The following is a 14,173-nucleotide window of genomic DNA, read 5'->3' on the forward strand; positions in this document are numbered from 1 at the left end:
CCCCCCGCGCCGCCTCCCCGGCGCTCCCGCGCCCCCCTCGCCTTCCCTCCCCCTTCACCGCCCCACCCCGTGCGCGCGCTGCCACGCCGCCAGCGCGCCTAACGCGCGCTCCGCCAGCCGCTCCTTCCGCAACCGCTTGTCGCGCGGCGCGTCGGCCAGCTCGTCCACCAGGCCGAAGTTGGCGTTCATCGGCTGGAAGTAGCGCGGGTCGGCCTCGCGCAGGTAGCGGTACAGCGCCCCCAGCATCGACTCCGCGGGCGGGACCACCGGCGCCTCGCCGCGCAGCATGCGCGACAGGTTGATCCCGGCCAGCAGCCCCGTGGCCGAGCTCTCGGTGTACCCTTCCACCCCCGTCAGCTGCCCGGCGAACAGGACCTGCGGGTCGTCGCGCAGCGACAGGTGCGGCGTGAGCGCGGCCGGCGTGTTCAGGTACGAGTTGCGGTGGATGGAGCCGAAGCGCAGGAACTCCGCCTCGCCCAGCCCCGGGACCATGCGAAAGACCCGCTGCTGCTCCGGGATGCGCAGCCGCGTCTGGAACCCCACCATGTTCCACATCTGCCCGGCGCGATCCTCCTGCCGCAGCTGCAACACCGCCCACGGGCGGCGCCCGGTGCGCGGGTCGGCGAGCCCCACCGGCTTCATCGGCCCGAAGCGCAGCGTGTCGCGCCCCCGCTTCACCATCTCCTCGGCGGGCATGCACCCCTCGAAGTACGGCACCGCGTCGAACTCGTGCCCATGGAACTGGTCGGCGGAGCCCAACGCGTCGATGAAGGCCTCGTACTCGTCGCGGGTGAACGGGCAGTTGAGGTAGGCCCCCTCCTCCCCCGCCCCCGCCATCGTTTCCTTGTCGTAGCGCGAGGCGCGGAAGGCGACCGACAGGTCGATCGAGTCGCGCTCGACGATCGGCGCGATGGCGTCGTAGAAGGCGAGCCGCTCCACCCCCAGGCGCGCGCCGATGGCCTCGGCCAGCGCCTCGGAGGTGAGCGGACCGGTGGCGACGATTCCCGGGCTCGGGAGCGCGGCGACTTCCTCGCGCACCACCGTCACCCGCGGGTGCGCCACCAGGCGCTCGTGCACCCCCGACGAGAAGACGTCGCGATCCACCGCCAGCGCCGAGCCGGCCGCCACCCGCGCCTCGTCGGCCGCCGTGAGGATGAGCGACCCCAGCATCCGCATCTCGGCCTTGAGGAGGCCGTGGGCGTTGGAAAGCTCGGTGCTCTTGAAGGTGTTGGAACAGACCAGCTCGGCCAGGCGGTCGGTCTTGTGCGCCTCGGTTCCGCGCACGGGACGCATCTCGTGCAGCACGACGTCGTGGCCGCGCTGGGCGAGCTGCCAGGTGGCCTCGCTCCCCGCCAGCCCGCCCCCGACGACGTGGACGACCTGTTCGACTCGTTGGGACATGGAAACAAGATAGAAGACGAGAAGACGAGAAGACGAGAAGACGAGAACCGCGCCGGAGACGAAAAGGGCCCGCGCCGAGGCGCGGGCCACTCCCGTCTCCCGTCTCCCGTCTCCCGTCTCCCGTCTCTCGTCCTACCCCCCGGCTTCCTCCTCGACCTTCACCACATCCCACTCATTCTGGCACTTGAGGCAGCGCCGGTACTCGCCGCGCGTCTTGTTGGACTTGGCCTCGGCCCCCACGTAGCCGCATTCCGGGCACGTCTCGGGGACGGGCCTGTCCCACACCACGAAGTCGCAGTTGGGGTAGTTCTCGCACCCGAAGAACGTCTTGCCGCGCGCCTTGCTGCGCCGCTGGGCGATCTCGCCGCCGTCCTTGGGGCAGCGCACCCCGGTCGGCATGGAGCGCGTCCCGCGGCACTTGGGAAAGCGCGAGCAGCCCAGGAAGTCGCCGGTGCGCCCGTGGCGGACGACCATCGGGGCGCCGCACTCGTGACAGAGGTACTCCGTCAGCTGGGCGGGCTGCCGCTCTCCCGACACCGGGCGGGTGTAGTCGCACGTCTTGGGGTGGTTCACGCAGGCGACGAACGGTCCGAAGAACCCCCCCTTGGGAACGAGCTTCCCGCCGCACTTGGGACACTTCTCGCCGGCCAGCGCCGACAGGTCGTGCGCCTCGCCGATGAGCGCCGCGACGTCGACGTTGTCGAGCGACTTCTCGAACGGGCGCCAGAAGTCCGTGAGCACCTTGCGCCAGCCGAGCGAGCCGTCCTCGATCTTGTCCAGCTCCACCTCCATGTCGGAGGTGAAGCCGACGTCGAAGACGTCGGGGAACTGCTTCACCATCACCTTCTCCACGCTCTCGCCTAACGAGGTGGGGGTGAAGCGGCGCTGCTCGAGCAGGACGTAGCGCCGCTCGGCCAGGACCGAGATGATCGACGCGTAGGTGGACGGGCGCCCGATGCCGAGGCGCTCCAGCTCCTTGACCAGCGACGCCTCGGAGTAGCGGGGCGGCGGCTCGGTGAAGTGCTGGTTGGGGGTGAGCTCGTTGAGCGGGATGCGCTCGCCGACCTCGGCCGCCGGGAGCGCCTGCTCGTCCTCGAGCGCCTTCCCGTCTCCCTCCTCGCGCGCCTCGCGGTACAGCGCCAGGAAGCCGGGGAACTTGACCACGCTCCCCGTGGCGCGGAACAGGAAGGCGCGCGCCTCACCCTTGGCCGGCGCTTCGCCCCCGAGCTTGAAGTCGATGGTGGTGGTATCGAAGACGGCCGGTGCCATCTGCGACGCCATGAAGCGCTGCCAGATGAGCTGGTACAGCTTGAACTGGTCGTCCTTGAGGTACTTGCGGACCTGGTCCGGGTGGCGCGTGGGGTCGGTGGGACGCACGCTCTCGTGCGCATCCTGCGTGTTGGCCGCCTGCGCCGCCTGGCCACGCGCGCCGCTGGTGCCGTACAGCTGCGGCGCCGCGGAGAGGTAGGCCTTGCCGAACTGGCGCTCGACGACCTCGCGCGCCTGCAGCGCCGCGCTCTCGGCCACGCGGGTGCTGTCGGTGCGCATGTAGGTGATGAGCCCCACCGCCCCCTCGTCCTTCCCGAGCTCGATCCCCTCGTAGAGGTCCTGCGCCAGGCGCATGGTGCGCTTGGAGCCGAAGCCGAGCTTCTTGGCCGCCTCCTGCTGCAACGTGGAGGTGGTGAACGGGGCGGCGGGGTTCTTGCGCCGCTCGCGCCGCTTGACCTCGGTGACGGGGAAGACGCCTAACGCCCCCCGCTGCGACTTGCCCAGCGAGTCGGCGAGTCGCGCCGCGGCGCGCGTGACGTCGTCGACGATCCCGGTCGCCATGGCGGCGTCGGGAATCTCGACCTTCTTCTCGTCGATGGCGTGGAGCTTGGCGGTGAAGCGATGCCCCCCCTTCTCCAGCTGGGCGGCGACCGACCAGTACTCCTGCGGCTTGAAGGCGCGGATCTCGCGCTCGCGCTCGACGATGAGGCGGAGGGCGACCGTCTGCACGCGCCCCGCCGAGAGCCCCTTCTTGACCGTCTTCCACAGGAGCGGAGACGCCTTGTAGCCGACGAGCCGGTCGAGGAGGCGCCGTGCCTGCTGCGCGTCGACCAGCTTCATGTCGATGTCGCGCGGGCGCTCCATCGCCGCGCGCACCGCATCCTTGGTGATCTCGTGGAAGAGGACGCGGCGGATGGAGGGGCGCATCCCCTTTCGCCCGTTCCCCTCGCGGAGCGCCTCGGCCACGTGCCACCCGATCGCCTCGCCCTCGCGATCGGGGTCGGTGGCGACGTAGACGGTTTGCGCCTCCCTGGCCGCCGCCTTGAGCTCGGCCAGCGTCTTCTCCTGCCGGGCGATGGTCACGTACTCGGGCTCGAACTGGTTGTCGAGGTCGATGCCGAGCTTCTTTTCCGGAAGGTCGCGCACGTGGCCGACGGTGGCCTTCACGCGATAGCCGCGGCCGAGGTACTTCCCGATGGTCCGGGCCTTGGCGGGCGACTCGACGATCACGAGCGAGGAGGTACCGCCCGAGGATGGCTCCTCGCCCTCCGTCTCCACAGCCGTAACGCGCCGGACGCGCTTGGCGGCCGACCCCCTGGCGGCGGTCCCCTTGGCGGCCGCCCCCTTGGCGGCGGTCCCTTTGGAGGCCGCCCCCGTGGCGCCGCGGCGCGCGCTCTTCTTCTTGGCGGCCGGACGCGCCGAGGCGCCGCGACCGGCGATCCGGCGCGTCGTCGAGGCTTCCTTGTCAGCGGCCGGCTTCTTCTTGGCTGGCATGTATCAGTGTATGGTCACCTGGTCGGGGGCGGTTCCACTGTCATCGGAGCCCCCCACGTCCATGAGCGTACGAATGTCGTCGAGGGCAATGCGCCCATCGACCTGGGAGAGGGCGCGGTCGATGACCGTCTCCAGCTCTCCCGCGGAGAGCGCCCCTGATGCGGAGAGCGAAAGAAGGTACCCCCACGCCTCGGGGGTGAAGCGCCCCCGTTCGTGCGGCCCCATGACGCGAATCGGGACCGACCCCTCCCCTGCCCCCGTCCGGGCGTCGGTCACCGGGGGAATCTCGGAGACCCAGGCGGAGACGATCTCACCGATTTCTCGCCGGTTGTACCCTTCCGACGACAGATACTCCACGACCTCCCCTACCTCGGCGTCCGAGGGGAATCGTTCGCGAAGCTGGGAGAGTGCGTGCGCCAAGCGGTGGTCCATGCGCTAACCTACCCCGAGGCGCCAGAGCGTGGCAAGCGCGGCGGACTGTGACACAAGTTCTTGCAGCGTAAGCGTTTCGGTATCGAGCACCGCGTCGGCGGTGGCGTAAGCGTCGCCCCTCGCCTCCCAGAGGGCCTCCAGCGCGGCGAGCGGATCGGGGTGAGACAGAAGGGGGCGTTGGGCCACTCCCCCCCCCATCCTGGCGAGAGCGAGGGAGGGAGAGACCCGAAGGTGAATGATACGCCCGGGCGGGCGGACGAGTGCCACCACCCCGGGCTGCGTCATCCACCCACCCCCCGGCGCGACGACACGGGACGATTGGGCGGAATGTCGCCTCCCCGTCAAGGGCGAAGATATCGGGGACCGACTTCCCCGCGGCGCGCGCGATCTCCTCGTCGAGGTCGACGAACGGGACGCCGAGCCGCGCGGCCACCAGGCGCCCGACGGTCGACTTGCCGGCCCCCGGGAGCCCCACGAAGAGCAGGTGCGCGCGCGCTGCGGGAGGCACCTGCTACTGGCCCGCGTCCACCGGGGGGGAGGCCAGCCGTCCGCTCCCCACCCGCTGGGCCACCCGCGCCAGGTAGCCGTCCACGTTGCGCCGCACCTCGCCCAGCGAGTCGCCGCCGAACTTCTCCAGCCACGCCTGCGCCAGGACGAAGGCGGTCATCGCCTCGGCGATGACCCCCATCGCCGGGACGGCGGTGACGTCCGAACGCTCGGCCACCGCCGCCGCCGCCTCGCCGGTGGGGATGTCGACCGTGCCCAACGGGCGCATGAGGGTGGCGATCGGCTTCATCGCCACGCGCAGCACCAGGGGCTCACCGGTGGTGATCCCCCCTTCCAGCCCCCCGGCGCGATTGCTGCGGCGCCGGACGTTGCCGGCGCGCGTGCGCCCGGCGGCGGCGTCCATCTCGTCGTGCACCTCGGCCCCGGTGCGCCGCGCCGCCTCGAAGCCCATCCCCACCTCCACCCCCTTCACCGCCGGGATGGACATGAGGGCGGCGGCCAGGCGCCCGTCGAGCTTGCGGTCCCACGAAACGTGCGCCCCCAGCCCCACGGGGAGCCCGGTGACCACGACCTCGGCGATGCCGCCTAACGTGTTGCCGGCGCGCTTGGCCTCGTCGACCAGGGCGATCATCCGCCGCTCGGCGTCGGGGTCGAGGGTGCGGAGCGGCGAGGCGTCGGCGACGGCATCGAGGTCGGCCGGCAGGAGGTCGGGGACGGCGGCGTCGACTCCCCCCAGGTGGATGACGTGGCTCCCGATGCGCACGCCGAACTCGTCGAGCAGGCGCCGGCAGAGGGCGCCGGCGGCGACGCGCGCCGTCGTCTCGCGCGCCGACGCGCGCTCGAGGATGTCGCGGGCGTCGTGCCGGTCGTACTTGAGGAGCCCCGCCAGGTCGGCGTGCCCGGGGCGGGGGCGGGTGACGACACGCTTGCGCGGCCCCGCCGCGTCGGTGGCGCGCGGGGCGGGGTCCATGATCTCGCCCCAGCTCTTCCAGTCGCGGTTGCGCACCAGCATGGCGACCGGGGAGCCCAGCGTCTCGCCGGCGCGGACGCCGGAGAGGAACTCGATCTCGTCCCGCTCGATCTGCATGCGCCGCCCGCGCCCGTAGCCCTGCTGGCGCCGGGCGAGTTCGGCGTTCACCTGCTCAGCGGCGAGGGGGAGCCCGGCCGGCAGTCCTTCGAGGATGGAGACGAGCGCCGGTCCGTGTGACTCGCCCGCGGTGGTGAAACGCAGCATGGAACTCCCTGGAAACGACACGAGCCCGGCCTGAGGAGGCCGAGCTCGCGTTCGGACGGGGGGCGACCCGGAGGGCGCCTATCCCATCGTCATCGTGGCACGTTGTCGATATCTCCTGTACGAACATCTATGACGACGATCCCATCTTTGGTCAAGCCGAAGAGCTTCACGGCGAGCGACGGATCGGAGGCGCGCTCCGCGGGAGTCGGAACCGCCGCGCGGAGAGGGCCATAGAGGTTCTCGCGGATCGGGATGCGTCCGCGCAGGCGGTAGCTGTACGTATCGACGATCTGGATCGACTTGTCGCCGGAGGCCACGAAGGCCACGCGGGCGGTGCTGTCGGCCGTGTTCTCGTCGATGTTGTTCGGGTGGAAGGCGATCCCTGCCCCCGACTGGAAGGTGGCGAACTTCCCCTGGAGGCGCAGCGACGAGTCGGCGAAGAAGGTTTCCACGCCGTGCACGCCGATGTTCGCGCTGTTCGCGTTGATGTCGATGCCGAACACCTTGTCCGACGCGTTGTTGGTGAGGTCGGCGACTTCTATCGGCGCGGAGTACTGCGCGCCGTTGGCGGGAGTCCCGCTCGGGTCGTAGACCATAAGGACGCGACCGGCACGATCGGGGGTGTGTCCCTCGCCGAAGGCGACGCGCCGGCGGTCACCACCCACCGCCACGAAGTTCGTGTCGGGGAGGGCGAGCGAGGCGACGGCCAGGTCCTTCACCGCCTCCACGTTGCCGTTGATCGGACTCGATGTGAGGGCGGCCACCGCGGCTTCGACGGTACCGGCGTTGACGCACACGGCGGTATTCGGTGACTGGCCAGGGGTGTGCTCGCAGATCACGATCTTGTCGGGGACACCGTTCTCCCCCTCGATCACGTCGACGAAGTCGGCGTTGAAGATGACGTAGTGGTTCTTGAGGAAGGCACCGTACTGCCAGATCTGGCGCGGTTCGGCACGCGTATCGAGGAAGTTGTCGATGCGGCGCAGCGTCCCGGGGGTGGCAGTGTTGGTCGGGCGCGTGGAGTAGTACAGCGCTCCCGACGCCGATTGGGCGATGTACTGCGGGCGGTCGGAGTAGTCGATCGGGGGCGGCACCTTGAACTTGAAGCCGCCGCTCGTTTCGTCCTTGGAGTAGGAGACGTCGTAGACGTACTCATTCGCCGTCTTGACGCGTCCCGTCTCCCGCTGCTCGACGAGCGAGACCATGGAGACGTTCGTTCCCGCCGAGTTGGCGACCAGCAGGAGCGAGTTGGAGTTGTCGATGATCATTCCCCACGGCTGGGCGCCGACGGCGATGGCCGGGAGCTGCTGCAGCGTGGTGGAGTAGCTGAACGCCTCGACCTCGTTCTTGGTGAGGTTGGAGACGAAGACACGGGTGCGCGCGGTGTCGACGGTGATGTCGGCGCCGAGGCTCCCTTCGGGGAGGGCGTAGGTAAGGCCGTAGGCGTACACGGTGGCGTCACGCTTGGCCAGGGTGTCGCTATTGACGGGGACGCTGGCCCCGGTGCTGACGGCGTAGCCGGTGCGTCCGGCGACGTCGGTGGCGTAGGCAGTGACGAAGAGCGCCTGGCCACGGAGGGCGACCGGGGCACGCCACGCCTTGCGGCGCGTGACCTGCTGGGCCGGTGTGGCCAGCGTGTCGGCCGAGCGATAGACCACCGTGCCGCTGGCATCCTTGGCGATGAAGCCGATGATGCGCACCAGCCCGTCGCTGTCGCGCGCCGAGATGTCGATGGAATCCGGCGCCTCGAGCCGCGCCGCCACCGTCTGGTAGACGAGCGGAGGGAGGAGGTCCGGGCCGGCAGCCGCAACACGCACGACGATCGGCGTTCCACCGCCGCGCAGGCCGTCACGGTTCTCGGCGAACGGGGTGATGGTGATCGAGGCGCCGGCGGCGATGCCGTTCGGCACCTGGAACGAGTAGCTCACCGTGTCGCCCTTGGGATAGGGAACCGGGAAGAGCGTCGAGTCGGCCTTGGAGAAGCCGGGGGTGGTGGCGCGATAGCCCACCTTGGTGATGCCGGTGGAGTCGGCGATCCCGACATCGAACGTGTAGGTCCCGCCGACGATCACATTCGGCTGCGGCTGCACGATGGCGAGCCGCGGGACGTTGGGGTCGAAGGCGACGGCGTGCGCCTCGCTGGAGGCGGAGTTGCCGGCGCCGTCGGCCACCGACGAGCGGACGGTGATGGTCTGGCCGGGGCGAACCCCGGCGAGGGCGATGGTGAGCGTCCGGCTGTACGAGCTGGAGGCGCTCGGGAAGGCGGTCGAGTCGCGCCCCACGAGGACCGTGTCCGCGAAGACGCGGGTCACGACCCATTGGAGGGCGGCGTTGTCCTTCGCACTGACCGCGACCTGGAGTGGGACGCGCAGCGACACCGAGTCGGTGCCCTCGCTCCCCACCTTGCTCGCGATGGCCACGGTGAGCTCGGGGAGGATCTTGTCACTGGACGTCGACGCGATCTCCGTGCTCCCGCAGCCCGCGGCCAGGGCGGCCGCGAGCAGCGCCGGGGCGACGCGACGAATCATGGTCTTCATCGGTTAGGCTCCGGGTGAGTTACTTGCTGCTCCCATCGGGCGGGCGGACTGCGTCGCCCTCGTCGATGATGTGCGGCGTGATGAGGATGAGCAGGTCCTTCTTCTCCTCGCGGGTGTCGGTCTGCGAGAAGAGGCGGCCGATCAGCGGGAGCTCGGAGAGTATCGGGATCCCGGAGCGGTTCTTGGTGACCTGCGTCTGGGTAAGGCCGCCGATGACCGCCGTCTCGCCGTTGTTCACGAGGAGCTGCGTCTTGGCGTTGCGCTTGTCGATGATGAAGCCCAGGTCGCCGCCGACGATGCGGAGCTCCGACTGCTCGGCCTCCATCGTCATGCGGATCTGGCGATTGTTGGTGATGTGCGGGGTGACGGTCAGGATGATACCGGTCTCGCGGAACTGCACGTTGGCGCGGACCGGGGCACCGATCTGCGACACGCTTCCGGCGTCGATGACGCGGACCGGGGTTTCCTGGCCGACGAGGATGCGCGCCTGGCGGTTGTCGAGCGTGACGATGCTCGGCTCGGCCTGGATGTCGGAGAGCTGCGTCTCGCGGAGCGCGTCGAGGAACGACGTGAGCGAGTACTTGCCTAACGCGGTGGAGAAGATGAGGTTGAGCGCCGAGCCCTGCTTGTACTTGCGCTGGGCGTTGGAGACGCCGGCCAGGGCGTCACCGCCCAGCTCCACGCGCGAGTCGAACGTCCCCGGGCTGCTCTGCCCCTCGGGGATACGGGGGAGGAGCGTGTTGAAGAAGGTGCCGTTCGAGCCCAGGTCGTAGGAGAGCCCCAGCTGCTCGATCTCGGTGCGCGAGACGGAGATGATCTTCGCCTTGAGGGCGACCTGCGGCGTGCGGACGTCGAGCCCCTTCACGTACTGCAGGAGGTCGGGGAGGCGCGACGTGACTTCGGTGACGATGAGCGAGTTGGTCCCGCTGTCGGCGGCGATCGAGCCGCGGACGATGCACCCCGGGGCCACGGCCGGCGCCCCGCCGCCCTGCGACGGCGGCGGCGCCGAGGCGCCGATCGGGCACTCCTTGTGGAGGAGCCCCTGCACCGTCGGCACCAGCGAGCTGGCGGCCACGTAGTTGATGTTCACCATCTGCGTGGTGACCGGCTCGCTGGCCTGCTTCTCGAGGATGTTCTTGTAGCTGTCGACCGTGATGATCCCCGAATCCTCCTGGCTGGCGGCCAGCCCCTGCGCGTCGAGGATCGCCTTGAGGGCGACGTCCCACGGCTGGTCCTTGATCTCGGCGGTGATGAGCCCGGCGACGTCCTTGCCGACCACGATGGTGCGGCCGGAGAAGGTGGCGAAGCCCGCGATCACGTCACGGATGTCGGCCTCGGACCAGGTCACGGTGATGCGCGGCTGCTGCGACTGCTGGCGCTGCTGGGCGGCGACGGCGTCGGGGGTGGCGCGCACGTCGGCCGGCTCGTCGGCCGCGGCCAGGCGCCGGACGGGGGCGGTGGCGCGCGCGATGACGGCGTCGACCGTCGCCGCCGAATCCTCGGCCGGCTTCTCGGGGAGCGGCGCGGGGGCGGCGACCGCCCCGTTGGAGACTTCGGTGGTCACCTCGCGAGGGGCAACCGCCTCGGCGAGCATGGCGCCCGACGAGTGCCAGGCGGCGAACGAGGCGTCTCCCTTGATGGCGACGCGGATCTCGCCCTCGCCGCGCGTCACCTTGTAGGCGCGCGGCCCGTCGACATCGAGCACGATGCGCACGACGTCGGCGCGGTACTGCGAGGTGCGGATGTTGGTGATGCCACCGCGACGGACGCGGTCATAGGCGTCGCCCAGCGCGCCGAGACGGGCGCCGGCGAGGTCGATGACGATGCGGTGCGGCGAGGGGACGGTGAAGTCCTGGACCGCCACCTGTCCCGAGACCGCGATGACGACTTCGGCCTGCCCCTGTCCGGGGACGAGCGCGAGCGCCGTCACCGCGCTCGCGGCGTTGGTCGGCGCGAGCGCGACCGGAGACCCGATGTGCGCGGCGCGCGCGGTCGACGCGCCGACGATCAGCGCGACGGCCGGCAGTGCGGCCAGCGTCCAGACTCGCCTCATTGCTTCCTCTCTTTGTTGGAATCCAGGAGCGGCAGCGTTTCCTGCCGGCTGTAGCCGAACTCTTCGATCGTGAACACCACCGCGCGCGGCGTGATGGCCGCCACGCGCATCCGGCCCAACGACTGGCCGACCTTCACCCGGTACTGGTCCTTCGTGTTGAGGTCACGCAGCACCGCCACCGAGCCCCGGCCGTTGGTCCCGTAGGTCACGCCCGACAGGCGCAAGTCGGAGATGAGCGGGCGCAGCTCGCCGGTGGTCATCAGCGACACGAACGGGTCGCGCCGCCCGCTGCGCGCGTAGTCGAACGTCTCGCGCTCGAGCGAGACGCCGCGCGCCCTGGCCGACGAGGCGTTGGAGACCGCCGCCGAGCCCGAGGCGCTGTCGGTGGCCGTGGCGCGCGTGGCCGCCTGGGCGCGCGTGGACGCCTGGGGGCGCGGCGCGCGCGCCTGCTGGGCGGGCGCGTCGGCCGGGAGCGTGCTGTTGGCCTCGACGGCCCGGTTGGTGGCGGCGACCGCGCGGGCCGCCGCCTGCTTCGGCTTCATGATGTTGGGCGCCGACTGCGCCGCCGCGGGGGCGGCTGCCAGCAACAAGCCCATCGCGAGGAGCGCGCGGGTCATGACTTCCCTCCCTTGTCAGCGGCCGACGTCCGGGCCACGTAGGTCTGGATCTCGAACTTCGTGTCGAGGGCCGCGGTGTCGTCCGGGCGGCGCTTCGACAGGACGTTCGGGTTGGTCGCCGTCACCAGGGTCAGGTTGACGGGGGCGATGATGCGGGTCAGCGACCCGACGTTCGTGAGGAACTGCGCCACCGCGTGGTAGCCGCCGTTCACCGCGAGCTTGTAGCGATAGGTGTCGAACTGGTCACCCTCCACCACCGGCTCGGGCTCGACCGTGGCGATGTCGAGCCCCGCGCGGCGGGCCGCCGTCGACACCTGCTCCAGCAGCGCCGGGACCTCGTTGCCGGTGGGGACCAGCTGGCGCATGACCTCGAGGTCGCGCGCGCTGCGCTCGGCGTCGGCCTTGAGCTCCTCGACGTTCCCCTTGGCGAGCTCGGTCCGCGCGCGCTGGTTGCGCGACTCCAGCGTGTCCACCCGCTGGGCGAGGACGGCGATCTCCTCTCCCTTCGGCGTGTAGACGTAGTTCCAGTAGAGACCCGCAAGGGCGAAGGCCACGATGCTCACCAGGAGCATGGCCTGTTCGCGCTGTGACTTCGGGGGAAAGGCCATGACTACCTCACCGACAGGGAAACGGGAGCCAAAGTCAGCACCTCCTTGGCGGGGCGCTCGTATTCGGCGTCGAGCTGGAACTCGGTGACCTCCTTGCCATCGACCATGACCACGTCCGAGCGCGCGAGCTGCACGTTCTGGACGAAGGGCGAGGTCTCCAGGAGCTTCATGAAGCGGGTGAGCGCCTGGATGTCGACGGTGTGGCCGACCACGCGGAAGCGCAGCGGCTCCTCACTGGGCTGCGGGTCCCTGCTCCCGGCCGTGGAATCCTTGGCCGCCTTGTCGTTCCCCGCCTTGGCGGCGGGCGACGGCGGCGGGACCGGGGCGGCGGTCTGGGCGATGGACTTGAGCCAGGTGTAGGGCGGAAGGGCGCGCGACACCTCGTCGAGGATGTGCGGCCAGACGAAGCGGTCGTTGTCGATCGACTTGATGATCGCGAGTTGGCGGGCCACGGAGTCGCGCTTCGCCTCGAACTTGCGCCGCTCGGCGAGGACGACCGCGAAGCGCGCCGAGTCGCTGACCGCGACCTCTTCGCGCGCCGCGAGCTCGCCGAGGGCCGAGCCCTGGGTGAGGTGCATGCCGCCGATCACCGCCGCCGCGACCAGGACGCTCGCGATGGCGGAAAGCATGTACGGGTCGCGCACGCGCGCGGACGCCTGGGAGGCGACCGACTTGAGCGAGAGGCCCGCGCCGCGCCCCTTGGACTTCTTGTCGGCGCCTGGGAGGAGATTGATTTCGATCATCGTGGGGGATCTGCTCGGGAGCGCTCAGGCCGCCTTGCGGAGGGCAAGGCCGATGGGGAGCATGAGGAGCGGGGCGACTTCGTCGGTGACCAGGTGGTCCAGCGCGCCTTCGCGCACGCGCAGGTTGGCGAGCGGGTTGGCCTGCTCCACGCGGATGCGGAGCCGGTTGCCTAACGCGTCGGCGAGCCCCGGGACGCGAGCGCCGCCGCCGCAGAGGTAGACGGCGCGCAGCTGCCCGCCCGAGCGCGACGACGACGCCAGGAAGGCGGCGGCGCGCTCGACCCCCATGGCGATCTCCTCGCCGCGGCTGGCGATGACCGCGTCGAGGTGCGCCGAGCGGTCGTAGCCCTGCAGGAGCGACTCCGCCTCGTCGGCGCCAAGGCCGCGCTCGCGCTGCAGGTCCTCGCGGAAGCGGCGGGTCCCGACGGTGATGTCGCGCGTCAGGATCGGGACGCCGTCGTCGAGGATGTTGATGTTGGTCACCTCGTGGCCGATGTTGATCAGCCCCACCAGCCCGCGCATCGCGTCCGGGTGGTTGACCTCGAAGGCGTTGTGCAGGGCGAAGGCGTCGACGTCGACGATGGCGGTGTCCAGCCCGGCGTCGGCCAGGAGGCGCAGCTTGCTCTCGATGAGGTCGCGCTTGGCGGCCACGAGGAGGACGCTCATCTCCATCCCTTCGGCGTCGGGATCCAGGATCTGGAAGTCGAGCTCCACCGACTCCATGTCGAAGGGGACGTGCTGCTCGGCCTCCCATCGCATGAGTTCGCGCGCCTGCTGCTCCTTGACGCGCTCGATCTGGATCTTCTTGATGATGACGTCGCGCCCGCCCACGGCGGTGACGACGTCCCTCGTCTTGAGGCCGGCCTCTTCGACGGCGCTGCGGATCGCATCGGTGACGATGCCCGGATCCATGATCTCGCCTTCGACGATGGCGTCGGCGAGGAGCGGCATGATGACGACCTTGGCAAGCTCCGGCTCGCCGCGGCCGTGGTCGATGACCGCGACCTTGATGAGCCCCGAGCCGATGTCGAGGCCGATCGTCGTCTTCTTGCGACCGAAGAGCGCCATAACGATGTGAGGGTGCGGAGGAGGAACGACTGGGCACGCGCGGCGCGCGCGCCGACCTGCGGGACACTTTGACCGAGGGATCGGTCGATTCTGCCAATGACACGACCGCCCATGGCGCGGGGTAACAGCAGAATGCGCTTGCTGTTGCGTTTTTCCTCCGTAGTGCGTCAGATCACCAGCGGGCGGTGACAGGCGGTCCCGGAGGAGCGG

10 protein-coding genes and 1 pseudogene are annotated in these 14,173 nt (G+C 70.4%); all 11 read right to left on the minus strand.

What is annotated here, in order from left to right; genetic code table 11:
• Positions 1 to 54 precede the first annotated feature (54 nt).
• Entirely contained in the window at positions 55 to 1,401 is a 1,347-nt protein-coding gene (locus ABS52_13505; GenBank protein ODT02440.1) for a methylenetetrahydrofolate--tRNA-(uracil(54)-C(5))-methyltransferase (FADH(2)-oxidizing) TrmFO, read from the minus strand.
• Positions 1,402 to 1,533: 132 nt separating this feature from the next.
• Positions 1,534 to 4,020, minus strand: a pseudogene (locus tag ABS52_13510) (DNA topoisomerase I).
• Positions 4,021 to 4,167: 147 nt separating this feature from the next.
• Complete coding sequence (locus ABS52_13515; protein ODT02441.1) at positions 4,168 to 4,596, minus strand: hypothetical protein; 429 nt, start codon at positions 4,594 to 4,596, stop codon at positions 4,168 to 4,170.
• A gap of 3 nt (positions 4,597 to 4,599) precedes the next feature.
• Positions 4,600 to 4,881 carry a hypothetical protein gene (locus ABS52_13520; protein ODT02442.1) on the minus strand — a complete coding sequence of 94 codons (282 nt, stop codon included), beginning with the start codon at positions 4,879 to 4,881 and terminating at the stop codon, positions 4,600 to 4,602.
• 226 nt (positions 4,882 to 5,107) lie between these two features.
• The gene (locus tag ABS52_13525; protein ID ODT02443.1) at positions 5,108 to 6,337 is read right to left on the minus strand and encodes a chorismate synthase; all 1,230 of its coding nucleotides are present in this window, start codon (positions 6,335 to 6,337) and stop codon (positions 5,108 to 5,110) included.
• Between the two features lie 89 nt (positions 6,338 to 6,426).
• A complete protein-coding gene (locus ABS52_13530) occupies positions 6,427 to 8,874 on the minus strand; it encodes a hypothetical protein (GenBank protein ID ODT02444.1) in 2,448 nt (815 codons plus the stop codon).
• 19 nt (positions 8,875 to 8,893) lie between these two features.
• Positions 8,894 to 10,927 carry a hypothetical protein gene (locus ABS52_13535; protein ID ODT02445.1) on the minus strand — a complete coding sequence of 678 codons (2,034 nt, stop codon included), beginning with the start codon at positions 10,925 to 10,927 and terminating at the stop codon, positions 8,894 to 8,896.
• A complete protein-coding gene (locus tag ABS52_13540; GenBank protein ODT02446.1) occupies positions 10,924 to 11,544 on the minus strand; it encodes a hypothetical protein in 621 nt (206 codons plus the stop codon). The genes ABS52_13535 and ABS52_13540 overlap by 4 nt, the downstream gene beginning before the upstream one ends.
• Positions 11,541 to 12,152: a hypothetical protein gene (locus ABS52_13545; protein ODT02447.1), complete on the minus strand. Its 612-nt coding sequence runs from the start codon at positions 12,150 to 12,152 to the stop codon at positions 11,541 to 11,543. Before ABS52_13545 ends, ABS52_13540 begins: the two co-directional genes overlap by 4 nt.
• Before the next feature lie 2 nt (positions 12,153 to 12,154).
• Positions 12,155 to 12,895, minus strand: coding sequence for a hypothetical protein (locus ABS52_13550; protein ID ODT02448.1), 741 nt, complete (start codon positions 12,893 to 12,895; stop codon positions 12,155 to 12,157).
• 24 nt (positions 12,896 to 12,919) lie between these two features.
• On the minus strand, positions 12,920 to 13,963 hold the full coding sequence (locus ABS52_13555) for a hypothetical protein (GenBank protein ID ODT02449.1): 1,044 nt from the start codon (positions 13,961 to 13,963) through the stop codon (positions 12,920 to 12,922).
• Positions 13,964 to 14,173: the final 210 nt, after the last annotated feature.

This window comes from Gemmatimonadetes bacterium SCN 70-22 (genome assembly GCA_001724275.1).
Lineage (GTDB): Bacteria > Gemmatimonadota > Gemmatimonadetes > Gemmatimonadales > Gemmatimonadaceae > SCN-70-22.

What these genes read in the sequence shown, in the direction of transcription:
- ABS52_13505 (ODT02440.1), bottom strand. Translation starts at nt 1,401, where the DNA reads ATGTCCCAACGAGTCGAACAGGTCGTCCACGTCGTCGGGGGCGGGCTG.
- ABS52_13515 (ODT02441.1), bottom strand. Translation starts at nt 4,596, where the DNA reads ATGGACCACCGCTTGGCGCACGCACTCTCCCAGCTTCGCGAACGATTC.
- ABS52_13520 (ODT02442.1), bottom strand. Translation starts at nt 4,881, where the DNA reads ATGACGCAGCCCGGGGTGGTGGCACTCGTCCGCCCGCCCGGGCGTATC.
- ABS52_13525 (ODT02443.1), bottom strand. Translation starts at nt 6,337, where the DNA reads ATGCTGCGTTTCACCACCGCGGGCGAGTCACACGGACCGGCGCTCGTC.
- ABS52_13530 (ODT02444.1), bottom strand. Translation starts at nt 8,874, where the DNA reads ATGAAGACCATGATTCGTCGCGTCGCCCCGGCGCTGCTCGCGGCCGCC.
- ABS52_13535 (ODT02445.1), bottom strand. Translation starts at nt 10,927, where the DNA reads ATGAGGCGAGTCTGGACGCTGGCCGCACTGCCGGCCGTCGCGCTGATC.
- ABS52_13540 (ODT02446.1), bottom strand. Translation starts at nt 11,544, where the DNA reads ATGACCCGCGCGCTCCTCGCGATGGGCTTGTTGCTGGCAGCCGCCCCC.
- ABS52_13545 (ODT02447.1), bottom strand. Translation starts at nt 12,152, where the DNA reads ATGGCCTTTCCCCCGAAGTCACAGCGCGAACAGGCCATGCTCCTGGTG.
- ABS52_13550 (ODT02448.1), bottom strand. Translation starts at nt 12,895, where the DNA reads ATGATCGAAATCAATCTCCTCCCAGGCGCCGACAAGAAGTCCAAGGGG.
- ABS52_13555 (ODT02449.1), bottom strand. Translation starts at nt 13,963, where the DNA reads ATGGCGCTCTTCGGTCGCAAGAAGACGACGATCGGCCTCGACATCGGC.